The sequence below is a fragment of the Stenotrophomonas sp. RIT-551 genome, assembly GCF_026241915.1.
Classification (GTDB): Bacteria; Pseudomonadota; Gammaproteobacteria; order Xanthomonadales; family Xanthomonadaceae; genus Stenotrophomonas; species Stenotrophomonas bentonitica_A.
This window is the reverse complement of the sequence record NZ_JAPJIU010000025.1, coordinates 1-23,985: the sequence shown is the minus strand read 5'-3', so window position 1 is coordinate 23,985 and position 23,985 is coordinate 1. Positions and strand designations below refer to the sequence as shown.

Sequence of the window (23,985 nt, the reverse complement as noted above, 5' to 3'; positions counted from 1 at the left end):
CAGACGAAAAAGCCCCGGAACAGGTCCGGGGCTCTTGGGAATCACGACGCGAGCGTCAGATCAGAACGACATGTCGAACGACACTTCGCCCTTCACGCCCACCTGGTAGGCCGACGAACGGCGCTCGAAGAAGTTGGTCAATTCCTGCACGTCCTGCAGCTCCATGAAGCTCAGCGGATTGCGCACGTTGTACTTCTTCTCCATGCCCAGGCGATGGAAATGATTGTCCGCGCAATGCTGCAGATACTGGCGCATGTCACGCGTCGAAATGCCTGCCACGCCGCCCGACAGCACGTCCTCGGCGAACTGCACTTCGCACTCGATCGCCTCGGCCAGCATGTCATACACCTGCTGCTTCATCGCATCGTCGAACAGGTCCGGCTCTTCCTCGCGGATCACGTCCACGCACTCGAAGGCGAACTCCATGTGCGCGCTCTCGTCGCGGAACACCCAGTTGGTACCCGAGGCCAGACCGTTGAGCAGGCCACGCGAACGGAAGTAGTAGACGTAGGCGAAGGCCGCGAAGAAGAACAGGCCCTCGATGCACGCCGCAAAGCAGATCTGGTTGAGCAGGAACTGGCGACGCTCGTCACGGGTCTCGATGCGCTTCAGGTTCTGGATCGAGTCGATCCACTTGAAGCAGAAGTCCGCCTTCTTCTTGATCGAGTCGATGTTCTCCACCGCGTCGAACGCCTTGGCGCGCTCGTCCGGATCGGGCAGGTAGTTGTCGAGCAGGGTCAGGTAGAACTGCACGTGCAGCGCCTCTTCGTACAGCTGGCGCGACAGGTACATGCGCGCTTCCGGCGCATTCAGGTGCTGATACAGGTTCAGCACCAGATTGTTGGACACGATCGAATCGCCGGTGGCGAAGAACGCGACCAGGCGGTGGATCAGGTGGCGCTCGCCCGGCGACATCTTGCCGTGCAGGTCGCTGATGTCGATCTGGAAATTGATTTCCTCGACCGTCCAGGTGTTCTTGATGGCGTTGCGATACATGTCATAGAACTGCGGGTAGCGCATCGGGCGCAACGTCAGTTCGAAACCTGGATCGAGCAGCATTTGACGAGGCTTGTCGGCCATGGTGTTTCGTCCTTCTTGGCAACGGCCGACCAACGGTCGGTCGCTACCGGATGTGTGATTTTTCCGGCGGAACCGGTGTTCCCGGATAGGCGCCGACGTTGGTCGGTGCACCCGGCGGTGCCGGCCCGGTGGGCCGGCACGCCTTGTTTACTGGCACGCCTCGCAGCTTTCCGGATTTTCCAGCGAGCAGGCGACGGCTTCGACCGGGGTGTAGCTGCTGACGGTCGTCTTGGCGATCTTGGTCGCCGGGCGCGAACGCAGGTAGTACGTGGTCTTGATGCCCTGCTTCCAGGCGTACATGTACATGGAGGACATCGCGCCGATGCTCGGGCTTTCCATGAACAGGTTGAGCGAGGCGGACTGGTCGATGAATGCGCCGCGGTCGGCGGCCATGTCGATCAGCGAACGCATCGGCAGTTCCCAGGCGGTGCGGTACACGTGGCGCAAGGTTTCCGGGATCTGAGTGATGCCCTGGATCGAGCCTTCAGCCAGCTTGATCGCGTCGCGCATTTCCGGGGTCCAGTGGCCGAGCTTCTTGAGCTCGTTCACCAGGTAACGGTTGACCTGCAGGAAGTCGCCGGACAGCGTTTCGCGCTTGAACAGGTTGGACACCTGAGGCTCGACGCACTCGTAGCAACCGGCGATCGAGGCGATGGTCGCGGTCGGGGCGATCGCGATCAGCAGCGAGTTGCGCAGGCCGTGTTCCTTGATGCGCTCACGCAGGGCATCCCAACGCGCGGTGTCTTCGGGCACCACGTTCCAGGCATCGAACTGCAGCTCGCCGCTGGCGGCACGGGTGTCGGCGAAGGACGGGTGCTTGCCGCGTTCCTGGGCCAGCTCGCACGAGGTTTCCAGCGCGTGGAAGTAGATCGTCTCGGCGATCTTCTTCGACAGCGTACGGGCTTCGGCACTGTCGAAGGCCAGGCGCTTGCGGAAGAACACGTCCTGCAGGCCCATGCAGCCCAGGCCGACCGGACGCCAGCGCAGGTTGCCGCGGCGGGCGGTTTCGATCGGGTAGAAGTTCAGGTCGATCACGCGGTCGAGCTGACGCACGGCCAGGCGCACGGTGTCGGCCAGCTTGTCGAAATCGAACTCGCCGTGGCCGTCGAAATGATTGCCCAGGTTGATCGAGCCCAGGTTGCACACCGCGGTCTCTTCGGCCGAGGTGATTTCCAGGATTTCGGTGCACAGGTTGGACAGGTGGATCACGTTGCCCGGGCGCAGCGTCTGGTTGCTGGCGCGGTTGCACTTGTCCTTGAAGGTCATCCAGCCGTTGCCGGTCTCGGCCAGGGTACGCATCATCCGCGAGTACAGCTTGCGGGCGGAGATCGTGCGCTGGGCCTTGCCCTGGGCTTCGGCCTGCAGGTAGGCCTGCTCGAAGGCTTCGCCGAACAGATCGGTGAACTCGGGCACCACGCTCGGATCGAACAGCGACCATTCCTGGTCGGCCTCCACGCGCTGCATGAACAGGTCCGGCACCCAGTTGGCCAGGTTCAGGTTGTGCGCACGGCGCGATTCGTCACCGGTATTGTCACGCAGTTCGAGGAAGTCCTCGACGTCGGCGTGCCAGGTTTCCAGGTACACGCAGGCCGCGCCCTTGCGCTTGCCGCCCTGGTTCACTGCGGCGACCGAGGAATCCATGGTCTTCAGCCACGGCACGATGCCGTTGGAATGGCCGTTGGTGGACTTGATCAGCGAACCGCGCGAACGCACGCGGCTGTAGCTGACGCCGATGCCGCCGCTGAACTTGGAGAGCTGGGCGATGTCGCCGTACTTGGCGTAGATCGACTCCAGCGAATCCTGCGGCGAATCCAGCAGGAAGCACGAGGACAGCTGCTCATGCGTGGTGCCGGAGTTGAACAGCGTCGGGCTGGACGGCAGGTAATCCAGGTTGCCCATGCGCTTGTACAGCGCCAGGGTTTCCGGCACGTCTTCGCTCAGCGCGCTGGCGATGCGCAGGAAGAACTGCTGCGGGGTCTCGATCACCTTGCGGGTGTGCGGATGGCGCAGCAGGTACCGGTCGTACAGGGTACGCAGGCCGAAGTAATCGAAATGCAGGTCCAGCGACGGATCGATCGCGTCGTTGAGCTTGCGGGCGTTGACCTGCACGAACTCCAGCAGGCGCGCGTTGATCAGGCCCACTTCGTGGCCGCGGCCAACCGACTGCGAGAACGCATGGATTTCCTGGCCGGACACTTCCTTGGCGATGAAGTTGGCCAGCAGGCGCGCGGCGAGGCGGCCGTATTCGGGTTCTTCACCGATCAGCAGCGCCGAGGTGCGGATGGACAGTTCGTCCAGCTCCTGGGTGGTCGCGCCGTTGTACAGGCCGGAGATGGTGCGGGTCGCAACGCGCATCGGATCCACCGCATGCAGACCTTCGCAGCAGCGCTGTACCGCGCGCACGATCTTGTTCAGGTCCACCAGTTCGGTCGTGCCATTGCGCTTGGTCACGCTCATGGCGGTCGCCGTGGGCGGCGAGGTCAGCAGGAATTCGCTTTCCTTATCGATAGCTGCGCTGGTTTCGGTGCTCACGGCGTTTTCCTCTTGGCGTGATTTGGGGTGGTACAGCGTGGGTCTGCCTGGCAGGCGCCGGAACCGATGCAGAGATGCTCAGGGTGGACTAGCGGCGTCGCAGGAGCCGCGACCCGGGCAGGCAAGCCTGCGGGCGGTTCCCCTGCGTCACCGGTCCTCTCCCCCCGGAGAATCCTGCGACCGGCACCACACGCTGTACTTCGTGCGGTTGTCAGTAGGTCTTCAGGCCATCGGCGTGAAGGCGATACGCCCGTCGACTTGTGGTCGGCGGTACCGACGGCCACAAGATAGTGGGGGTACCAGGTGTCGTCAACGCCAAATGTAGTGAATTTCCCTAATCCCTTGCGGCGCAAGGACCGGGCCGGGAAGGCGTCCGACGAACGGTCTGGACCTGTCGAAAGCGAGTGCGCAGTCAAGGCCGAAACGCCGATCCGGGATGCGACGCAGGGGCACGAAAAACGGAACAGCGGGCCTCACGCGACCCTAACGAATGGCCGCCGGTCAGGGTGACTTCCGACCCGCGCCGGGGACGCCCCGGGGTGCCACGCTGCGATGCGTCTCCTTATATGAACGCGACCATGCGCCTGCCCCTGATCGGCTGTCTGATGTTGGGCCTGACCTTGGCTGGCACCACCGCTGCCGGCGAGAGCAAGAGGCCGGAACTGTCCTCGCGCCAGTGCGGGGTAAGCACCCCTTACAACGTGCTGGTGGACAGCGGCGGGATCTGGCTGCGCAACCGCGAGCAGGTGCCGGCGGAGATCTTCTTCCACGATGGCGAACTGAACATCGATCGCCAGCCGATCCCGGTCAGCGACGCCGATGCCCAGCGCCTGCGCCAGCTCGAGTGGGGCACCCGCCAGCTGGTGCCTGCGGTGGCCGGAGTCGCCGGGGAGGCCACGGACATCGCCTTCGATGCGCTGGGGGCCACGGTGGAGATCATGACCGGCAGCCGCCGGAAGGCGCGCGAGGTGGAGGGGCTGCGCAGGGATGCCCACGATTACGTTGGCCGTACGCTGGGCCGCGGGATCTGGGAGCAGGATCTGTTCGGCGAACAGTTCGAGGCGCGCATCGAGCAGGCGGCCGAGTCGATGTCGGCCTCGCTTGCCCGCGGGGTGATGTGGACGATGCTGACCGGCGGCTCGGATCGGATCGAGGCGCGCGCCGAGAAGATGGAGGCCGACCTGGAGCGCCGCATGGAGGCGCGCGGGCAGGCGCTTGAGGCGCAGGCCCGGTCGCTGTGCACCCAGGTGCTGGCACTGGATGCGATCCAGCAGTCGCTGGAGGTGCGCTACCAGGGCAAGCCGCTGGCGATGATGGTGATGGACCGCGACGAGGGCGCGGCCGCGCCGATCGCGCACGAACAGCCGCGCGGGGACGCGTTGGTGTTACCGCCGTTGTAGAGAACATCCACGCATGGCGTGGATCTACCTCACGGCCTATCCAGGCCCGGCGTGGAGCTACGCGCGGTGCGGGGTGCCCAGATACTCGGCGCTCTGCATTTCGATCAGGCGCGAGGCGGTACGTTCGAACGCGCCCTGCAGCCGGACGCCCGAATACAGCCCGACCGGTGAATCGGTGGCGGTGCAGACCAGGTTGACGTGGCGGTCGTAGAGCTCGTCGATCAGGTTGACGAAGCGGCGCGCAGCATCTTCATTCAGCTTGTCGAAATGCGGGATGTCGCCCAGCAGCACGGTGTTGAACTCGTGCGCGATCTCGATGTAGTCCGACGGGCCGCGCGGGCCTTCGCACAGCGCCTTGAAATCGAACCAGACGATGCTCTTGCCGCGGCCGCGCACCGGAATCTTGCGCGCTTCGATCTCGATGTTGCCCGCCTTGGCCGGTTGCCCACCGCTGAGCTCGGCCCAGCGGCCGGCCAGCCAGGCATCGCTGCCGGCATCGATCGGGGCCTGGTACACCGGCGAGCGGGTCAGCGCGCGCATGCGGTAGTCCTCGGTACCTTCGGCGTACAGTTCCACGCAGTAGGTCTGCAGCAGCCCGATCGCGGGCAGGAAGCTGTCGCGCTGCAGGCCGTTGAGGTACAGGTTCTCCACCGCGGTGTTGGAGGTGGTCACCAGGGTCACGCCCTCGGCGAACATGCGCTCGAGCAGGCGCGCCAGCAGCATCGCATCGCCGATATCGGTGACGAAGAACTCGTCCAGCACCAGCACGCGCAGTTTGCTGCGCCATTCCTGGGCGATCTTCGCCAGCGGATCGCTCTGCCCCTGGTGCTCGCGCAGGCGCTCGTGGATGCCGCGCATGAAGCGATGGAAGTGGGTGCGGTACTTCTGCTCGATCGGCAGGCCGTCATAGAACAGGTCGACCAGGAAGGTCTTGCCGCGCCCCACCCCGCCCCAGAAGTACAGGCCCTTGACCGGCTCGGGCTTCTTCCAGAATGCGGAAAGGCGATCCAGCCAGCCATCCTGCGCGCTGTCGACCAGGGCGAGATGGATGCGGTCCAGCTCGGCCAGGGCCGCGTGCTGGGCCGGGTCGTTCTGCCATTCGCCCCGGGCCACGCCATCGGCGTAGCGCTGCGACGGGGTCATCACGGTGTCGCTCATGCCGCGTCGGGGGCGGGGTTGGGCAGCCACTGCTTGACGCCATGGATGAGCGCGCCGCGCAGGTCGACGATCTTGCGGTGGAAGAAGTGGCTGGTATCGGGCATGCGCACCAGTTCGTGCGGTGCATCCAGGCCGTCCAGCCAGTCATAGACCGCCTGCGGATCGACGATCTCGTCTTCCTCGCCCTGGATCACCAGCCACTGGGCCGGCGGCTGCATGCCCTCGAAATCCCAGCGCCCGGCCGGCGGTGCGATCGAGATCAACGTGGTCGGCTGCAGGTCGCCCGCCGCGCGCAGCGAGACGTAGGCGCCGAAGCTGAAACCGGCCAGCCACAGCGCCTGGCCCGGCCGCTGCGCACGGACCCAGGCGGCGACGGCCTTGAGGTCGTCCTGCTCGCCCACGCCGTTGTCGAACGTGCCGGCCGAGTCACCGACGCTGCGGAAGTTGAAGCGCACGGTGGCGATGCCCAGGTCGCGCAGCGAGCGCGCGGCCATGGTCACCACCTTGTTGTGCATGCTGCCGCCCTCGGTGGACAGGGGGTGGCAGACGATCGCCACCACCGGCTGCACCGCGACATCGGCCTCGGGCAGATCAACCACGACATCCAGCGGACCGACCGGTCCGTCCAGCGTCAGCGCACCGCTTTCTTGGGGAAATGGGGGATTGTGCATGGCGTCATAATACCGTCCCTCCGCGTGCTTCACCGCCGCCTCCGCCGGATCCGTACATGCACTTTCTGGTTTTCAGCATTCTTTGCAGCGTGCTGGTCTCGGTCCTGCTGAAGCTGGCGCCGCGTCAGCGCTTGGACATGCCGCAGGTGGTGACCTGGAATTACCTGGTCGCCAGCGTGCTCAGCGCGGTGCTGCTGCAGCCCTCGCTGGCCTCGCTGCAGGCCCCGCATGCACCGTGGGTGGCCCTGCTCTGCCTGGCCGTGGCGCTGCCGGCGATCTTCCTGATGATGGCCCGCGCGGTGACCCGCGCCGGGATCGTGCGCAGCGACGTGGCCCAGCGGTTGTCACTCCTGCTTTCGCTGCTGGCCGCGTTCCTGGTGTTCGGGGAGAGCGCCAACGGCTGGAAGCTGGCCGGCCTGGGGCTGGGCCTGCTGGCGATCCTGGGCATCAGCGTGCGTCCGCGCGCCGGTGCGGCCGAGCCCTCCGGTGGGCGGGCCTGGCCATGGCTGCTGGCGGTGTGGGTGGGCTATGCCCTGGTCGACATCCTGCTCAAGAAGGTGGCGTTGTCGGGCACGCCCTCGATGGCGGCACTGCTGGCCAGTTTCAGCCTGGCCTTCGTGCTGATGTTCCTGCTGCAGTTGTGGCGCCACCTGCGCGGCATCGCCCGCCTGCAGTGGCGCAACGGGGTCGGCGGCGCCCTGCTGGGCCTGCTCAACTTCGGCAATATCCTGTTCTACGTGCGTGCCCACCAGCACCTGCCGGACAGCCCGGCAGTGGTGTTCGCCGGCATGAACATCGGCGTGGTGGTGCTGGGCGCGCTGGTGGGCATCGTCGGTTTCGGCGAGCGCACCAGTGTGTGGAACCGGGTGGGCCTGGCGTTGGCCGTGGTGGCGATCGGGCTGATCGCGTGGGGCACGTGGTAACTCGTTGATGCGGTGCCGGCCAGCGGCCGGCACTACCCGGGCAACGCGACGGTGGCCGGGCGTGCCGGCGCACCCGCGCGGTATCAGCGATCAAACCCCAGCAGCAGCGGATCATGGTCCGAGCTGCGCCACGGACCCGCTTCATTGCGGTCGCGGTAGCCGACATCGTCGGCCTCATCGGCGTTGATGTGCCACTCCGCGGCCGCGCGCAGGCGCTTGGCCATGCCCGGGCTCAACAGCGCATGGTCCAACCGGCCCGTCATGCCGTTGTAGACGTAGCTGTAAGGCCGTTCGACCTTCGCCACCGCGAACGCATCGCGCCAGCCGGCGGCGTGCAGGGTGCGGATCGGATCTTCCATGGCGTAGGCGTTGAAGTCGCCCAGCAGCACCGCATCGTGGGTGCCCGCACCGGTGGGGTCGGTCGACAGCCACTGGTCCAGGAGCGTGGCCGAGGCGACGCGGGTGGCATTCCAGCAGGCCTGGCCGTCCTTCTGATCGGCATCGGCGCCGGTCGCGTCCGAGCAGCCCTTGGATTTGAAGTGATTGGCCACGACCACGAACGGTGCGCCCTTGCCCGCACGGAAGGCCTGCGCCAGCGGCACGCGGCTGCGCTCGCCGAAGGGCTCCTTCTCCAGCACGGCGGGGGCGCCGACCGGGGTCACGCGCGTGGCGCGGTAGATGATGCCGACCCGGATCGGGTTGTCACCCGGCCCCTGCTTCGCGTCGATGAAACGCCAGTCGGCACCCTGGCCCCGGTCCGCATTGAGCGCATCGACCAGCTGGGCGATCGCCGACTGCGGGCCGTAGCCGTCGTTCTCCAGCTCCATCAGCGCGGCGACATCGGCGCCGAGCGCGTTGATGGTGGCGACCAGCTTGGCTTTCTGCGCCTGGTGTTCGGCCAGAGTGCGCGCACCACGCAGGGTCGGGTAACCACCGCCCTGCCCGTCGCCATTGAAGAAGTTCTCCAGATTGAACGCCGCCACATGCAGGGCACCGGCCACCACCGGTACCGCCGGGCGCTCCAGCGCGGGCAGGTTCAGGGGGCGGGTCACCTGCAGGCGGGCGTTGCCTTTGGGATCGATACGGACGACGCCTTCCACATTGCGCAGGACCATGCCGGTGCGCAGGTTCGCCGCCGCCGGCAGGTAGGCCACCGGGCCGGGGTCGCGGGCGTCGCTGCCATCGTCGAGCACCAGCCGGCGGTGCAGGTTGTCGGCCACCACCTGCGCGTGCCCCGCAGTGCCGGGCGCGGCCACTTCGCTCGGCTGCCAGAGGCGGCCGCCGAAGGCCACGGTCAGCTCACCGAAGCGCGACAGGCCATCGGTGCCGGCCAGGGTCAGCGGCGCGGCGATGCGGACCTGCTGGCCATCCAGCGTGCGCCAGTCGATGGGCGGCGTGGTCAGGGTGACCGTGGCCGACGGGGTCGGCGCCGGGCGCACCTGCGGCGAGGTGGCGGGCTGCGGCTGGGCGGCATGGACCGCTCCGGACAACGCCAGCGCGAGAGCGAACACGAGGGGGGTACGGCGCATCGAAAGCAGGACTCCAGGGAAGTGCGACAAGGCTAACCATATAAAGTGAAACGCCGCCCTTCGGCGGCGTCGGTGACCTGATCCGGCAAAGCCGCTATTTCAGGTTGGCCAGCATCCAGTCGACCGTGGCATGGATCTGCTCTTCGGTCAGCGCCGGATTACCGCCCTTGGGCGGCATGATGCCACCGTCCGGGCCGGTATAGCCCTCCACCGCGTGCTTGTAGAGCGTGTCCTTGCCCTGGGCGATGCGCGCATCCCAATGGCTGTGGTCCAGGGTCGGCGCATTGCCGACGCCATTGGTATGGCAGGCGGTGCAGAGGTTGTCGAAGATCACCTTGCCGTCGGTGGTGCCGCCGTAGGCGACCTGCGAGGCGGCTTTGACCAGCGCGGCGGCCTGGGCGGCAGCCTGCGCGGCGGCACCGGTGCTGCCGGCGTAGACCGCACCGGCCGGCGCGATGCGCTGTTCCGTGCGTTTGGCCGCCATCGGCGAGACTTCAGGGGGGATGCTGGTGTGCAGGTAGGCCGCGAAGATGATGAGGCCAAGTGTGATGGCCATCAGCAGCGCGATGACCATGGAGAAGCGTTTCAGGAACTCGAGGTCGTAATTCCGCACTCTCTATACCCCTGGCTGGTAGTCGTTGGACCACGGCTTGTCGGCCGAGTATGACCAGCGTCGGCGGCGCTGCGCAAGCGACCGCCGGGTGTCGCAATGCAGCATCGGCGCGACTCAGGCGCCGGCGGCACGCAGGCAGAAAACACAGATCGACTCGACCAGCGCATCTTCATCGCCGTGCGCGTCGCGGCTGAGTGCGGTCGGGCCGACCAGCGCCTCGGTGAAGGCGCCCACGATGCAGGCTGCGGCCACATGGGTGTCCTGCGGCGGGAAGGTGCCTGCCTCCACGCCATCGGCCACGATGCGCCGGAACACGTCGCCGAACAGACGCCGGCAGCGGATGCGCTCGGCTTCCACTTCCGGATCCACCGGCTCGGCGATGAAGGCATAGGCCAGCCCGGGGCCGGCCAGCGCGCGGCGCACGAAGGCGGTGATCGCCCGGCGCAGGCGCTCGGGCGCGGGCAACGGCTCTGCCGCGATCGCCTCGAAGATGCGCAGCTCGTGGTCCACCGCGGCCGTCAGCACCTCCACGAACAGCTCGGCCTTGGAAGGGAAGTGCCGGTAGATCAGCCCGGTGGACACCCCGGCCTCGGCCGCCACGGCGGTCACCGGGGCGTTGCGGTAGCCGCCGGCGGCCACCAGCGCACGGGTCGCCAGCAGGATGCGTTCACGGGCGCCGGCAAGGCGTTCTTCCATCAGGGCGGAGCGTTTATAGGCCATTTGTTGATTCTATGTTCAATTTTTGAATTTGTGTTCACTTCTTTGTCGAACCCGGCTACGCTGGGGGTACATCGCCCGCGGGACGGCCCTGTCAGCCCGTCCATCCCTCCCGGCGCGTCCCATCCCTTGTTGTTGCGGAGTCGCCCATGCACGTCCCGACCATGAACTTCGATCTCGGCGAAGAGATCGACCTGCTGCGCCAGAGCGTGGCCCATTTTGCCTCCGCTGAAATCGCCCCGCTGGCGGCCAAGGCCGACGAAGAGAATCTGTTCCCCAATGCGCTGTGGCGCAAGCTCGGCGAGCAGGGCCTGCTCGGCCTGACCGTGGAAGAGGAATACGGCGGCAGCGGCATGGGCTACCTCGCGCACGTGGTGGCGATGGAAGAGATCTCGCGTGCCTCCGGTGGCATCGCGCTGTCCTACGGGGCGCACTCCAACCTGTGCGTGAACCAGCTGCGCAAGAACGGCAACGAAGACCAGAAGCAGCGCTACCTGCCCGGCCTGTGCAGCGGCGAGCTGGTCGGCGCGCTGGCGATGAGCGAGCCGGGCGCCGGCTCGGACGTAGTCTCGATGAAGCTGCGCGCGGACAAGCGTGGCGATCACTACGTGCTCAACGGCAACAAGATGTGGATCACCAACGGCCCGGATGCCGATGTGCTGGTGGTCTACGCGAAGACCGATCCGGATGCGGGTGCCAAGGGCATCACCGCGTTCCTGATCGAGAAGGGCATGAAGGGCTTCTCCACCGCGCAGAAGCTGGACAAGCTCGGCATGCGCGGCTCCAACACCTGCGAGCTGGTGTTCGAGAATTGCGAAGTGCCCGAAGCCAACGTGCTTGGCGTGGTCGGCGGTGGCGTCAAGGTGCTGATGTCCGGCCTGGACTATGAGCGCGTGGTGCTGTCCGGTGGCCCGCTCGGCCTGATGGCTGCGGCCATGGACGTGGTGATGCCGTACGTGCACGAGCGCAAGCAGTTCGGCGAGGCGATCGGCACCTTCCAGCTGATCCAGGCCAAGCTGGCCGACATGTACGTGGGCCTCAACGCCTGCCGCGCCTATGTCTACGCGGTGGCCCGCGCCTGCGACCAGGGCCGCACCACGCGCCAGGACGCGGCCGGCGCGATCCTGTATTCGGCCGAGAAGGCCACCTGGCTGACCGGCCAGGCGATCCAGATCCTGGGCGGCAACGGCTACATCAACGAGTACCCGACCGGTCGTTTGTGGCGCGATGCCAAGCTGTATGAAATCGGCGCCGGCACCTCGGAGATCCGCCGCATGCTGATCGGCCGCGAACTGTTCCAGCGCACCAAGTAAGGGCCCTGCCATGACCGTATTGAGCACCCAGCTGCAACCGGGCAGCGACACCTTCGAGGCCAACCGCGCCGCGCTGCAGGCGGTCGTCGACGACCTCCGCGCCACCCTGGCGCAGACCGCGCTGGGCGGCAGCGAAGCGGCACGCGCCAAGCACACCGCACGCGGCAAGCTGCTGGTGCGCGACCGCATCGATGCCCTGCTCGACCCGGGCAGCGCCTTCCTGGAAATCGCCCCGCTGGCCGCGCACGGCATGTATGGCGATCCGATCCCCAGCGCCGGCGTGGTGGCCGGCATCGGCCGGGTCTCGGGCGTGGAGTGCGTGATCGTGGCCAACGATGCCACCGTCAAAGGTGGCACCTACTACCCGATGACGGTCAAGAAGCACCTTCGCGCGCAGGAGGTGGCCGAGCAGAACCGCCTGCCCTGCATCTACCTGGTGGATTCGGGTGGCGCATTCCTGCCGCTGCAGGACGAGGTGTTCCCGGACCGCGACCATTTCGGCCGCATCTTTTACAACCAGGCCAACCTGTCCGCGCAGGGCATCCCGCAGATCGCCTGCGTGATGGGAAGCTGCACTGCCGGTGGCGCCTATGTGCCGGCGATGAGCGATGAAACGGTGATCGTGCGCGAGCAGGGCACCATCTTCCTCGGCGGCCCGCCGCTGGTGAAAGCGGCCACCGGTGAAGTGGTCACGGCCGAAGAACTGGGCGGTGCCGATGTGCACACGCGCATTTCCGGCGTGGCCGACCACATGGCCGACAACGACCTGCAGGCGCTGGCCCGGGTCCGCGCGATCATCGCCCAGCTCAACTGGCGCAAGCCCGAGCCGGCACTGGCGGTGCAGGCCCCGGTGGAACCGCGGCATCCGGCCCACGAGCTGTACGGCGTGATTCCGGCCGACACCCGCAAGCCCTACGACGTGCGCGAAGTGATCCTGCGCCTGGTCGACGATTCGCGCTTCGATGAGTTCAAGCCGCGCTACGGCAACACCCTGGTCACCGGCTTTGCGCACCTGCACGGCTACCCGGTCGGCATCATCGCCAACAACGGCATCCTGTTCTCCGAGTCCGCGCTGAAGGGCGCGCACTTCATCGAACTGTGCACGCAGCGCGGCATCCCGCTGGTGTTCCTGCAGAACATCACCGGCTTCATGGTCGGCCGCAAGTACGAGCACGGCGGCATCGCCAAGGACGGGGCCAAGCTGGTGATGGCCGTGGCCTGCGCGAAGGTGCCCAAGTTCACCGTGGTGATCGGCGGCTCGTTCGGCGCCGGCAACTACGGCATGTGCGGCCGCGCCTACTCGCCCAACTTCCTGTGGATGTGGCCGAACGCACGCATCGGCGTGATGGGCGGCGAGCAGGCCGCCAGCGTGCTGGCCACGGTCAAGCGCGACGGCATCGAAGCCAAGGGCGGGCAGTGGTCGGCCGAGGAAGAAGACGGCTTCAAATCACCGATCCGCGAGCAGTTCGAATCGCAGGGCCACCCCTACTACGCCAGCGCCCGGCTCTGGGATGACGGCGTGATCGATCCGGCCGACACCCGTCGTGTGCTGGGCCTGGCGCTGTCGGCCAGCCTCAACGCCCCGGCGAAGAAGACCGACTTCGGCGTGTTCCGCATGTAATGCACGGGCGGTGCCGCCTGGCACCGCCGCCCCTGGCCCGCGCAACGAGACCACCATGTTCACCAAGATCCTGATCGCCAACCGTGGCGAAATCGCCTGCCGCGTCATCGCTACCTGCCAGCGCCTGGGCATCGCCACCGTGGCGGTGTACTCCGACGCCGACCGCAACGCTCGCCACGTGCGCCTGGCCGACGAGGCCATCGCGATCGGGCCGGCACCGGCGCGTGAGAGCTACCTGCGCGGCGACGCCATCCTGGCCGCCGCCCGCCGCACCGGCGCGCAGGCGATCCATCCCGGCTACGGCTTCCTCTCGGAGAACGCCGGTTTCGCGCAGGCCTGCGCCGAGGCGGGCATCGTGTTCATCGGCCCCTCCGCCGCGGCGATCCGCGCGATGGGCGACAAGAGCGCGGCCAAGGCGCTGATGCAGCAGGCCGGCGTGCCGCTGACCCCGGGCTACCACGGCGACGAGCAGATCCCCGAGTTCCTGCGCAAGCAGGCCGACAGCATCGGCTATCCGGTGCTGATCAAGGCCAGCGCCGGCGGCGGTGGCAAGGGCATGCGCCGCGTGGACGACAGCGCGACCTTCACCGAGGCGCTGGCCAGCTGCCAGCGTGAGGCGCAGTCGGCGTTCGGCAACGCACACGTGCTGGTGGAGAAGTATGTCGAGCGCCCGCGCCACATCGAGATCCAGGTGTTCGGCGACAGCCACGGCAACGTGGTGTACCTGTTCGAGCGCGACTGCTCGGTGCAGCGCCGCCATCAGAAGGTGCTGGAAGAAGCGCCTGCCCCCGGCATGACGCCCGAGCGCCGCGCCGCGATGGGCAAGGCCGCCGTCGATGCCGCGCGCGCGGTCAACTACGTCGGCGCGGGCACGGTGGAGTTCATCGCCGGCCCCGATGGCGATTTCTACTTCATGGAAATGAACACCCGCCTGCAGGTGGAGCACCCGGTCACCGAGTGCATCACCGGCACCGACCTGGTCGAGTGGCAGCTGCGCGTGGCCAGCGGTGAGCCGCTGCCGCTGCAGCAGGATCAGCTGCAGATCCGCGGGCACGCACTGGAAGCCCGCCTGTACGCCGAAGACGCCGACCGCGGTTTCCTGCCGTCCACCGGCACCCTGCACCACCTGCGCCTGCCGGCCAACACCGCACACGTGCGCGTGGACGCCGGTGTCGAACAGGGTGATGCGATCACCCCGTTCTACGACCCGATGATCGCCAAGCTGATCGTCTGGGATGTCGACCGCGACGCCGCGCTGCGCCGCATGCAGCAGGCGTTGGCCGAATGCGAAGTGGTCGGCGTGACCACCAATGCCGCCTTCCTGCGCCGGCTGGTGATGACCGATTCATTTACCCAGGCCAAGCTGGACACCGCGCTGATCGAGCGCGAGCAGGCCGCCCTCACCCCCAACGACGGCGACAGTGATCCGGCGCTGTGGGCGCTGGCCGCGATTGCCGGCGTGGCCACCAGCGAGGCTGCCAGCCGCGACGCGCGTGATCCGCACTCGCCGTGGCAGGCCCAGGATGGCTGGCGCCTGGGCGCGGCCGCCGCACGCGCGCTGACGCTGGAGCACCGGGGTGCCCAGCGCAGCGTGACCGTGCAGGGCGCGGGCGAACAGTGGACCGTCCACGTGGACGGCAACGCGCTGCAGGGCAGCGGCCGCCTGGCCGGTGATGTACTGCGCGTACAGATCGGCGAGCAGCTGCACCGCGCCACCGTCATCCGCGACGGCAACGAGCTGTACCTGTTCGGCAGCGAAGGCGTGCAGCGCTTCACCCTGCATGATCCGGTCAGCGAAGCGGACCAGTCCGTTGCCGATGCTGGCAGCCTGGTCGCGCCGATGCCGGGTCGTATCGTGGCCACGCTGGTGGCACCGGGCACGGCGGTCAAACGCGGCGCGCCGCTGCTGGTGCTGGAAGCAATGAAGATGGAGCACACGCTGCAGGCGCCGGCCGATGGCACCGTGCAGGGCTACCGGGTGAAAGCCGGAGACCAGGTGGGCGATGGGGCGGTGCTGGTGGATTTCGAGGCGGACGGGGCCTGAGCCCCGCTCGTCCGCTCAGCCAACCCGCTGCCAGACCTGCTCCAGTGGATCAAGCTCGGCTGTCTGCATGTGCTGGCCGCGCCAGCCGAACCCGCAGACCGCCAGCGCTCCCTGCCGGATAGGATCCAGGCCAAGGCCGCGCTCGAGATGCTTTTCATTGATCGCACCGGTGATGAACGCCCCCAGGCCCAGGTCGGTCGCAGATAGGTACAGCGTCTGCGACAGGTGCCCCGCCTCCAGCGTCACGACCCGGTATCCCTTGGCGTGGCGGCGGTACTTCCAGAACGTTCGATCGAAGCGTGGGACCAGGGCGACCAAGCAATGTGCATTGGCAAACCAGTGCTGCTGGCCGACGCTCTCCATGATGAAGTCGCGCAGTGGCCGTTCCGGGTCCGGCAGGGGCACCAGGTCGTGGCTATCGGCACGGTACCGGTAGAGGCCGGGACGCACGCCGTCCACGTTCTGCACGACCAGATAGGCCTCGATGGGGTGGAGGCCCCCGCCGGAGGGGCTGTTCTTCTTGTGGAACACCAGGTCCGGTCCCACTCTTACCTGTGACTGGGCGCCAAATACTCTTGCCAGCATCCGGGTGAACATGGGTAACGGCAGGACGCGGGAATCGTCGAAGTTCCTGCAGGTTGCGCGCCGCAGCAGCAGCGCATCGAACTCCGTCGGCTCGGTGTGCGGCAACACGATCGCCTCGACTTCACCGCGTGTCGCGGTGTTCGCTGGCGGCGGACCAAGTACCTCGCGCATTCCCTTGGCCGTATCGGTACCGCCATCCACGGTGTTCTTGACCGCATCCACGGCATCCCAGCGGGTGAATGCGTGCAGGATGGCCGCCAAAGGATGCCAGTGACTGTCGCGCAGGCGCTGGTCATTGGCCAAATGCATTGCCGCGGTACTGTCGGTTTCCGATTGCTCGAGCAGCACCAGCCCGGCATCGACCAAGGCAGCCTGCTCATCATCGTGCATCCCGATGCTGTCGGCCCAGACCCATTGGCTCGGACCGAGCACGCCCAGCAGATCGCGCTGACGGGGGCTGACCGGCACCGGTCCATCCAGGTGCGGGGCCAAAGCCATCCACCCCAGGCTGCGAACCATTCCATTGCCGCCGCTGAGCAGACTCTGCAACTGGAACTCCACTGTTTCGCGTGGCTCGAACAACACGACTTCGCAGCGACGTATCCGCACTGTGGGACTCTCCGACTTCACCGGCACCGCGCCGTCGTCCTGCCATATCGGCACGGGACGTCCAATCTGTACCGACTCAACGAGTGCTAAAGCCTGGTCGATCGCGGTCGATGTTGCTCTCTGATCCGTGCTCTCGCGGCTCCCAAACCGATTCGATTGAAGGAAGTAGACATGTCGTTGCCGCCCCTGGAACCTGCCATCGCCCTGGCCTTGATTTGCCGCCTGGGAACCGATGACACGTTCCGTGCACTGTTCGCCTCCGATCCCGCCGCCGCGCTGGTGGAGATCGGCATGTCCACCGCAGACGCTGCGGCGCTCGGTGTCTGCTGCGAAGTCAATGAGCTTGCCGCCAAGAGCGACATTCTGGCGGCCAAACAGGAGCTGCAGGACATGTTCACGTCGTTGCAGAATCAGACCGTTCCGGCACTGGACGCCAACCCGGCAGGCAGCCACACGCTCAAGGGTCCGTAAGCAGGTCCGCGACGGCAAGCCCGGCAACACGCTTGCCACCGCGCAACTCTGCCGCAATACGGCTGGCGGCATTGCTGTCGGTAACGTTCATCGCCTGCATGCAATACCCGCAATCCAGTTCGGCATACGCCATGCCACGATTGCTGCGGAGAAAATCCGCCTGTGCCAGGGCCTCGCTGTTCCTCCCCAATGCACGCAGCGTATTCATCGCCGCGACGCGTGTCTGGAATCTGGACGTATCGCGCAGGAAAGGCCGTAGCTTCTGCATGGCCGCAGGCGCGTCGCCGGTCAGGCGGAGGCGTTCGGCGGCGACCACTGCCCGCATTTCGTCCAGTGCAGTCGCACCACCGGCATCACGTCCACTGTGGATCACGCCCAGCACGCGGCTGCTGGTGTCCATGTCGCCCATGCGGGCAGCCAACAATGCCGTGCCCATGGCCATCATGGCATCTTCGCTGGCGTCCGGATTGCCCTTGTCAGCCAATCGCTTCAATGCACTGTCCGCTGCTGCGCGCACACTCTTCAGCGCAGCTTCGCGGTTGCCAGCCGCCCATTGCACCGTCGCCTGTGGCAGCAGATACAACTGGCGATCAAAACCTGTTTCGCCCGCCATCGCACTGACGCCCGCAGCCGCCTCTGCTTCGGCACGTTGCCACTGGCCGCGATCCGCCGCAATGGAAATCCGCTCCACACCCGCGTGCCGGTTGTGGGTGGATTGGGCCAGGTGCTTATCTGCTTCAGCATAGTTGCGCTCGCTCGCCGCAACAGCAGCGAGATAGCGATGGCTGGCGGTACGGCCACCAGCAACAGCCGTTTCCAGCGCGCGTCGCGCGCCAGCCTGGTCGCCCTTGGCCAAGGCGATGCGCCCCAGTTGGTCGTAGGCGATATTGGAGAGCTCAAAACGGCTGTCCGCTGCGCGGCTGGCATAGGTGAACGCCTCTGCGTAGCGATTGTCGGTATATAGCCAGATAGCGGCATTATGCTGCGCCGAGAAATAATCCGGATAAAGGCTCGCCAGCTGCATCCAGGCATCGGCGGCCTTGGACTGATCGGTCAACGTGGTGAACCATGCGTCCAGATACAGCTCTTCGCGAGCCGGCAGTCTGTACGACAGCGACTTCAGGCGACGCACCACTGCCAGGGCGCCAGGCTTGTCGACATCGGCAACGCGCGCACGCACCTGGCCCATCCATGCAAGGGCGAAATTCGGATCCAGCTGGACAGACCGCTCATACATGGCCAGGGCCCCCCGGTAGTCTCCCTCGCCGTAACGGCGCTGGCCAAGCGCGTACGCACGCAATGCATCCAGGCTCGAGGTGGTGACCAGCGGCAACGGCATCGAGTCGACCTTGAGCCTGGCTTTGCCTTCTCCCAACTGATCGCGCAGCCGTGTCGTGACCTGGTCGATCGAACCAAGAAGCGACTGCACACCTTCACCGTCGGCAGAGGCAACCGCCAGGGTTTGCTGTGAATGCGGTTCAAGCACCTCTACGCTGATCCGCGCGCGCCCGCCCATCTCGCTGACGGTCGGCAGCAGGACCAGCTGGGCGCCCGCGCGCAGCGCGACTTCGGATGCAGAGGTCGCATCCAGTGGTGCGCCTGGCTGCCGGCGCATCAACTCCATGATGCCGCGCGCCTTCATGTCACTCAGCACGTTGACGTGCCGGGACTGTTCCAGGCTGATTCGGAATGCCTGCTGCAACGAATCATCCAGAACCACATTGCCCGTCAGGTTGCGCACGTCGCCGATGACCACCCAATCCCGTTCGGCGAAGGCGATGGCCGGCTCCGGACGCAGCAGCATCCACGCACCCACACCGGCCACGACCACCAACAGTACCTCGGCAGCCAAAGCAGCCGGCTGCCGCCACAACGGAAGGTCGCGCCGCGCCTTCGCATTACCGCGTGGCATCCGCAGCGGTGCGAACCCGATTTCACCTACCTCGAACACCTCTTGCCTGGCCGGCACCCCCTTGAACCGCCAGCGGCCGTGCGACCTCCACAGCAGCTGTTCACCGCGCTCGCCCAGTTCACCGGTGGCGCGATGGGTCAATGATTCGGCCACCGCCGAGAGCAGTATCTGTCCTGGCCGCGCCAAGGTCATGAGCCGTGCGGCCATCGGCTTGGCCAGGCCCTCCACCTCCAGCGACTTGGCGCCCACCTTGATCGCTTCGGGACTGTTCTCCCACGTCAGCACTTCGCCCACATGCAGGCCTGCGCGCGCGCGCAGCACGATGTTGCGTTGCTTGCCGATCTCCTGCAGGCCGCGTTGGTAATCCAGCGCAAACCCCAGCGCATCGATCGCACGATCAAACAGCAGGAACAGCCCGTCGGAGCGGTCGATCTGATGACCATTCCACTGCTGCTGCAGCGTCAACACCAACCGGTCGTGCTGCTGGAACAGTTCCGCCGCCGCCGCGTCACCGATGCGCTCGACCAGGATCAACGAGTCGCACAGATCGGTGAACAGCAGTGCCCGCATCTGCGGGGCCTGGGTCGACGTTCCGTTGTCGCCGTTCATGCCGATCTCCCGATCAGGGGGTGGCGGTCGCTGATCGCGACCAGTGCAATCGGTTGCCGCCCAGCCGTTTGGCCTGGTACAGCGCATTGTCGGCGCGAGCGTACCACTCGCTCCAATCGGTCTGCGGGTCTATCAGGCAGACCCCGATGCTGACCGGGCACACGTGCGGCACGCCGTGGGCGCGGCCGATCAGGCCATGCACGGCGCTGAGAATGAACTCGGCGGCGTGCTGCAGGCTGTCCTGGTCGGCGCTGCGCAGCAGCAGGCAGAATTCGTCGCCGCCCAGCCGGCACGCCACGTCCGGCTCGGTGGCCACCGAGCGCAGGATGTTGGCCACGCTCTGCAGCACGCGGTCGCCGGCCTGGTGGCCGTGCACATCGTTGACCTGCTTGAACTGGTCGCAGTCGATCAGCAGCAGGCCCTGCGGCGCGCTGTTTTCCTGCGCACGGCAGTCCTGCAGGTAGAGCGCGAGGCCACGCCGGTTGTGCAGGCCGGTCAGCTCGTCGGTGCGCACCAGCTCGCGGGTGTGGGTGAGCTGGTGGGTGGTGACGTAGAGGTTGTCCAGCGCGGTTTCGAGATCGTGGTTGCGGCGGCGCAGCTGGCGGATCAGCACCTGCTCGTTGCTCACCACTCGCATGATCGTGCGGCGCAGGAAGTAGGCCAGCAGGCCAGGGTCGCGGTCGACCAGACGCTGGAAATCGTCGTGGTCCAGTTCCAGCACGATGCTGTCCTGGACCGCACGCGCGCCGGCCGTGCGCTGGTGGTCGCCGATCAGCAGGCCCAGCTCGCCGAAGAATTCATTGGGACCGAGTGACTTCACGACGAGGTCTTCGCCGAAGTCCAGTTCGATGCAGCCGCTGACGATCACGTACATCGTGTTGCCGGCGTGGCCGCGATGGAACAGATGGGTGCCTGAGGGCAGCTTGCGTTGCCGGCCGAATTCGGAGAACAATGCGGACTCGCCATTGCTCAGTATGGCGTGCACGATCTCAGCCATCGCCTTGCGGTCGATGTCTGGTTCCTGTTCGCACATGATCGCCGCCGCACCCTTGCCGGTCATTTCCGAACACCCGCTTTTCAGCGTCCCCCTGGTGAGCGATGGAGGATAGCACTCCTCAAAACTGTGCGCCCTATCCCATTTCCGACTTTTACCCCCCAAGATCGTGAAAACACGCGCGTTCTACCGCGTGTGACGATGTGAAGAGCCGGATCCGGAGACGACACAGGGGCGGCAGGTCCCCCGACCGGCCGCCCTGTGGGCCTTCCCTGGCCGCCCTTGCTGGGTCAGGCCGCGCGTTCGGCGTTGAACTGCTCCTCCTCGGTGGACCCGCTCAGGGCGGTGGTCGAGGACTGGCCCTGCTGGATCGCCTGGGTCACCGCATCGAAGTAGCCGGTGCCGACCTCGCGCTGGTGCTTGACCGCCGTGAAGCCGCGGTCGGCGGCGGCGAACTCGGCTTCCTGCAGCTCCACGAAGGCGCTCATCTGGCGGCGGGCGTAGCCGTGGGCCAGGTTGAACATCGAGTAGTTCAGGGCGTGGAAGCCGGCCAGGGTGATGAACTGGAACTTGTAGCCGTATGTGGCGATCTCCTTCTGGAAGGTCGCGATCGTGGCGTCATCCAGGTTCTTCTTCCAGTTGAAGCTGGGCGAGCAGTTGTAGGCCAGCAGCTTGCCCGGGAACTTGGCGTGGATGGCCTCGGCAAACTTGCGGGCGAACTCCAGGTCCGGCTTGCCGGTCTCGCACCAGATCAGGTCGGCGTAGGGGGCGTAAGCCAGGCCGCGGCTGATGGCCTGGTCCAGGCCGTTGCGGGTCTTGTAGAAGCCTTCCACGGTGCGCTCGCCGGTGGTGAACGGCTGGTCGTTGCCATCCACATCGCTGGTCAGCAGGTCGGCCGCCTCGGCATCGGTACGCGCCACCAGCAGGGTCGGGACGCCCAGCACGTCGGCGGCCAGGCGGGCGGCGTTGAGCTTTTCGATCGCCTCGCGGGTCGGCACCAGCACCTTGCCGCCCATGTGCCCGCACTTCTTGACCGAGGCCAGCTGGTCCTCGAAGTGCACGCCGGCCGCACCGGCCTCGATCATCGCCTTCATCAGTTCGAAGGCGTTGAGCACGCCGCCGAAGCCGGCTTCGGCATCGGCCACGATCGGCTGCAGGAAGTCGATGTCATCCTTGCCCTCGGCATGGTGCAGCTGGTCGGCGCGCAGCAGGGTGTTGTTGATGCGCTTGACCACCGCCGGCACCGAATCGGCCGGGTACAGCGACTGGTCCGGGTACATCTGGCCGGCCAGGTTGGCATCGGCGGCGACCTGCCAGCCGGACAGGTAGATCGCGTTCAGGCCGGCCTTGACCTGCTGCATGGCCTGGTTGCCGGTCAGCGCGCCCAGCGCGTTGACGAAGTCCTTTTCCTGCAGGTACCTCCACAGCTTCTCCGCGCCCAGCCGCGCCAGCGAGTGCTCCACGTGCACGGTGCCACGCAGGCGCACCACATCGGCGGCGGTGTAGTTGCGGGTGATCCCGGCCCAGCGCGGGTCGGTGTTCCAAGCGTGCTGGATCTGTTCGGCGGTCTGCAGGGTGCTCATGTCGAATCTCCAAAGGGAACGGATGCGGTAACAGCAGGTGGATGGCGGGGGGTCAGTCGAGACGGTCGTAGGCGGGCAGGGTCAGGAAGTCGGTGAGCTCATCGCGGCGGCTGAGGTCGGCCAGCAGCGCGATGGACTCGGGGATGCGGGCGCTGCCGGGCAGCGCGGCGGTATCGCCCAGCCGCGCCGGCAGCTGGGCCAGGGTGGCGTCGAGCAGGGCCAGGTCGATGGCGGTGCCGTCGTCCAGGTGCTGGCCGGGGACATGCAGCCACTGCCACAGCTGGCTGCGGCTGATCTCGGCGGTGGCCGCGTCTTCCATCAGGTGGTGGATCGGCACGCAGCCGTTGCCGTCCAGCCAGGCGGCCAGGTAGCGCACGCAGACCTCGACGTTGCCCTCGAAACCGGCGCGGGTGATGGTGCCGGTGGGCGCGGCGATCAGATCATCGCGGCCCACCTGCACGTCATTGCGCAGCACGCGATGCTGGTTCGGCCCGGGCATGTGTTCGTCGAAGATCGCCTGCGCGACCGGGATCAGCGCGGGGTGGGCGACCCAGGTCCCGTCATGGCCGGCGGTGACTTCGCGCAGCTTGTCCGCCCGCACCCGCGCCATCGCCTGCTCGTTGGCGGCCGCGTCGTGGTTGATCGGAATCTGCGCGGCCATGCCACCCATCGCATGTGCGCCGCGGCGGTGACAGGTGCGGATCAGCAGCTCCGAATAGGCCTTCAGGAACGGCTGGGTCATCGTCACCTGGCCGCGCTCGGGCAGCACCTTGTCGGCGTGCCGGCGGAAGGTCTTGATGTAGGAAAAAATGTAATCCCAGCGGCCACAGTTCAGGCCGACGATGCGGTCGCGCAGCGCATGCAGAATCTCATCCATCTCGAACACCGCCGGCAGCGTTTCGATCAGCACGGTGACCTTGATCTGCCCATGCGGCAGGCCGAGCATGCCCTCGATGTGCGACAGCGCGGTCTCCCACAGCGCCGCCTCTTCCATGCTCTGCAGCTTGGGCAGGTAGAAGTACGGCCCCCGCTGCCTGCACATCAGCGTACGGGCGTTGTGGAAGGCGAACACCGCCGCATCGAACAGGCCACCGGCGATCGGCTGGCCATCGATGCGCACATGCTTCTCGTCCAGGTGCCAGCCCCGCGGGCGGACGATCAGCACGGCCTGCTCGTTGAACGGACGCAGGCTGTACTGCTTGCCCGGCTTCCCATCGACGGACGGGCCGGTGTAGGTCAGATCGCCCCGCACCGCGCCGATCAGCGCCTGCTGGCCGGCCAGCAGGTTGCGCCAGGCCGGGGCGGTGGAATCCTCGAAGTCGGCCATGAACACCTTGGCGCCGGAGTTCAGCGCGTTGATGACCATCTTCGGGTCGGTCGGGCCGGTGATCTCCACCCGGCGGTCCTGCAGTGCCTCCGGCAGCGGGGCGACGTGCCAGTCGCTGGCGCGGATCTCGGCGGTATCGGTACGGAAGTCCGGCAGGCCGCCGCCATCGAAGAAGGCCTGACGCGTCACCCGTGCCTGCAGCCGGCGCTGACGCTCCGGCTCCACCGCCCGGTGCAGCGACACCAGCAGCGCCAGTACCCCCGCCGGCAGCAGCGCGGACTGGCCAGCCAGCTG

General features: G+C 66.8%; 18 protein-coding genes. 6 read left to right on the top strand and 12 right to left on the bottom strand.

What is annotated here, in order from left to right; all coding sequences use genetic code 11:
* Positions 1–60 precede the first annotated feature (60 nt).
* Together ORK51_RS17575 and ORK51_RS17570 are read right to left on the bottom strand one after the other, a co-directional pair.
* Positions 61–1,080 carry a ribonucleotide-diphosphate reductase subunit beta gene (locus ORK51_RS17575; protein ID WP_019184840.1) on the bottom strand — a complete coding sequence of 340 codons (1,020 nt, stop codon included), beginning with the start codon at positions 1,078–1,080 and terminating at the stop codon, positions 61–63.
* A gap of 147 nt (positions 1,081–1,227) precedes the next feature.
* On the bottom strand, positions 1,228–3,612 hold the full coding sequence (locus tag ORK51_RS17570; RefSeq protein ID WP_070426398.1) for a ribonucleoside-diphosphate reductase subunit alpha: 2,385 nt from the start codon (positions 3,610–3,612) through the stop codon (positions 1,228–1,230).
* Positions 3,613–4,190: 578 nt separating this feature from the next.
* Between ORK51_RS17570 and ORK51_RS17565 the strand changes: the two genes are divergently transcribed.
* A complete protein-coding gene (locus tag ORK51_RS17565; protein WP_266086206.1) occupies positions 4,191–5,012 on the top strand; it encodes a DUF2884 family protein in 822 nt (273 codons plus the stop codon).
* Between the two features lie 57 nt (positions 5,013–5,069).
* On the opposite strand, the gene zapE is transcribed toward ORK51_RS17565, so the two are convergent.
* Positions 5,070–6,170, bottom strand: a complete 1,101-nt coding sequence (zapE, locus tag ORK51_RS17560) for a cell division protein ZapE (RefSeq protein ID WP_266086204.1) — start codon at positions 6,168–6,170, stop codon at positions 5,070–5,072.
* On the bottom strand, positions 6,167–6,841 hold the full coding sequence (locus tag ORK51_RS17555; protein ID WP_266086202.1) for an alpha/beta hydrolase: 675 nt from the start codon (positions 6,839–6,841) through the stop codon (positions 6,167–6,169). Before ORK51_RS17555 ends, zapE begins: the two co-directional genes overlap by 4 nt.
* A gap of 56 nt (positions 6,842–6,897) precedes the next feature.
* On the opposite strand from ORK51_RS17555, the gene ORK51_RS17550 reads away from it, so the two are divergent.
* The gene (locus tag ORK51_RS17550) at positions 6,898–7,764 is read left to right on the top strand and encodes an EamA family transporter (protein ID WP_266086201.1); all 867 of its coding nucleotides are present in this window, start codon (positions 6,898–6,900) and stop codon (positions 7,762–7,764) included.
* 83 nt (positions 7,765–7,847) lie between these two features.
* On the opposite strand, the gene ORK51_RS17545 is transcribed toward ORK51_RS17550, so the two are convergent.
* The 3 genes from ORK51_RS17545 to ORK51_RS17535 all read right to left on the bottom strand — a co-directional run bounded on the left by ORK51_RS17545 (position 7,848) and on the right by ORK51_RS17535 (position 10,626).
* Positions 7,848–9,293: an ExeM/NucH family extracellular endonuclease gene (locus tag ORK51_RS17545; protein WP_266086200.1), complete on the bottom strand. Its 1,446-nt coding sequence runs from the start codon at positions 9,291–9,293 to the stop codon at positions 7,848–7,850.
* Positions 9,294–9,387: 94 nt separating this feature from the next.
* Positions 9,388–9,906, bottom strand: a complete 519-nt coding sequence (locus tag ORK51_RS17540) for a c-type cytochrome (RefSeq protein ID WP_261997873.1) — start codon at positions 9,904–9,906, stop codon at positions 9,388–9,390.
* A 114-nt stretch (positions 9,907–10,020) separates the two neighbouring features.
* Positions 10,021–10,626 (bottom strand): TetR/AcrR family transcriptional regulator, encoded by a 606-nt coding sequence (locus tag ORK51_RS17535; RefSeq protein ID WP_046272289.1) that lies wholly within the window; start codon positions 10,624–10,626, stop codon positions 10,021–10,023.
* Positions 10,627–10,772: 146 nt separating this feature from the next.
* Between ORK51_RS17535 and ORK51_RS17530 the strand changes: the two genes are divergently transcribed.
* From ORK51_RS17530 to ORK51_RS17520, 3 genes are read left to right on the top strand one after another with little or no spacing between them, the layout of a single operon-like run.
* Positions 10,773–11,936: an isovaleryl-CoA dehydrogenase gene (locus ORK51_RS17530; RefSeq protein WP_266086199.1), complete on the top strand. Its 1,164-nt coding sequence runs from the start codon at positions 10,773–10,775 to the stop codon at positions 11,934–11,936.
* 10 nt (positions 11,937–11,946) lie between these two features.
* Positions 11,947–13,557 carry a carboxyl transferase domain-containing protein gene (locus ORK51_RS17525; protein ID WP_070474306.1) on the top strand — a complete coding sequence of 537 codons (1,611 nt, stop codon included), beginning with the start codon at positions 11,947–11,949 and terminating at the stop codon, positions 13,555–13,557.
* A 55-nt stretch (positions 13,558–13,612) separates the two neighbouring features.
* Positions 13,613–15,601, top strand: coding sequence for an acetyl/propionyl/methylcrotonyl-CoA carboxylase subunit alpha (locus tag ORK51_RS17520; RefSeq protein WP_266086197.1), 1,989 nt, complete (start codon positions 13,613–13,615; stop codon positions 15,599–15,601).
* A 15-nt stretch (positions 15,602–15,616) separates the two neighbouring features.
* Here the strand turns inward: ORK51_RS17520 and ORK51_RS17515 are convergent, their stop codons facing one another.
* A complete protein-coding gene (locus ORK51_RS17515) occupies positions 15,617–16,822 on the bottom strand; it encodes a putative peptide maturation dehydrogenase (RefSeq protein ID WP_429000700.1) in 1,206 nt (401 codons plus the stop codon).
* 144 nt (positions 16,823–16,966) lie between these two features.
* Between ORK51_RS17515 and ORK51_RS17510 the strand changes: the two genes are divergently transcribed.
* A complete protein-coding gene (locus tag ORK51_RS17510) occupies positions 16,967–17,266 on the top strand; it encodes an NHLP-related RiPP peptide (RefSeq protein WP_019184854.1) in 300 nt (99 codons plus the stop codon).
* Here the strand turns inward: ORK51_RS17510 and ORK51_RS17505 are convergent.
* The 4 genes from ORK51_RS17505 to aceB all read right to left on the bottom strand — a co-directional run.
* Positions 17,253–19,787: a putative peptide modification system cyclase gene (locus tag ORK51_RS17505; RefSeq protein ID WP_266086194.1), complete on the bottom strand. Its 2,535-nt coding sequence runs from the start codon at positions 19,785–19,787 to the stop codon at positions 17,253–17,255. The genes ORK51_RS17510 and ORK51_RS17505 overlap by 14 nt on opposite strands.
* Before the next feature lie 13 nt (positions 19,788–19,800).
* The gene (locus ORK51_RS17500) at positions 19,801–20,847 is read right to left on the bottom strand and encodes a GGDEF domain-containing protein (protein WP_046272288.1); all 1,047 of its coding nucleotides are present in this window, start codon (positions 20,845–20,847) and stop codon (positions 19,801–19,803) included.
* A gap of 224 nt (positions 20,848–21,071) precedes the next feature.
* On the bottom strand, positions 21,072–22,364 hold the full coding sequence (aceA, locus tag ORK51_RS17495; protein ID WP_266086191.1) for an isocitrate lyase: 1,293 nt from the start codon (positions 22,362–22,364) through the stop codon (positions 21,072–21,074).
* A 52-nt stretch (positions 22,365–22,416) separates the two neighbouring features.
* Positions 22,417–23,985 (bottom strand): malate synthase A (gene aceB, locus ORK51_RS17490; RefSeq protein WP_266086189.1); only part of this gene is annotated, 1,569 nt, incomplete at its 5' end.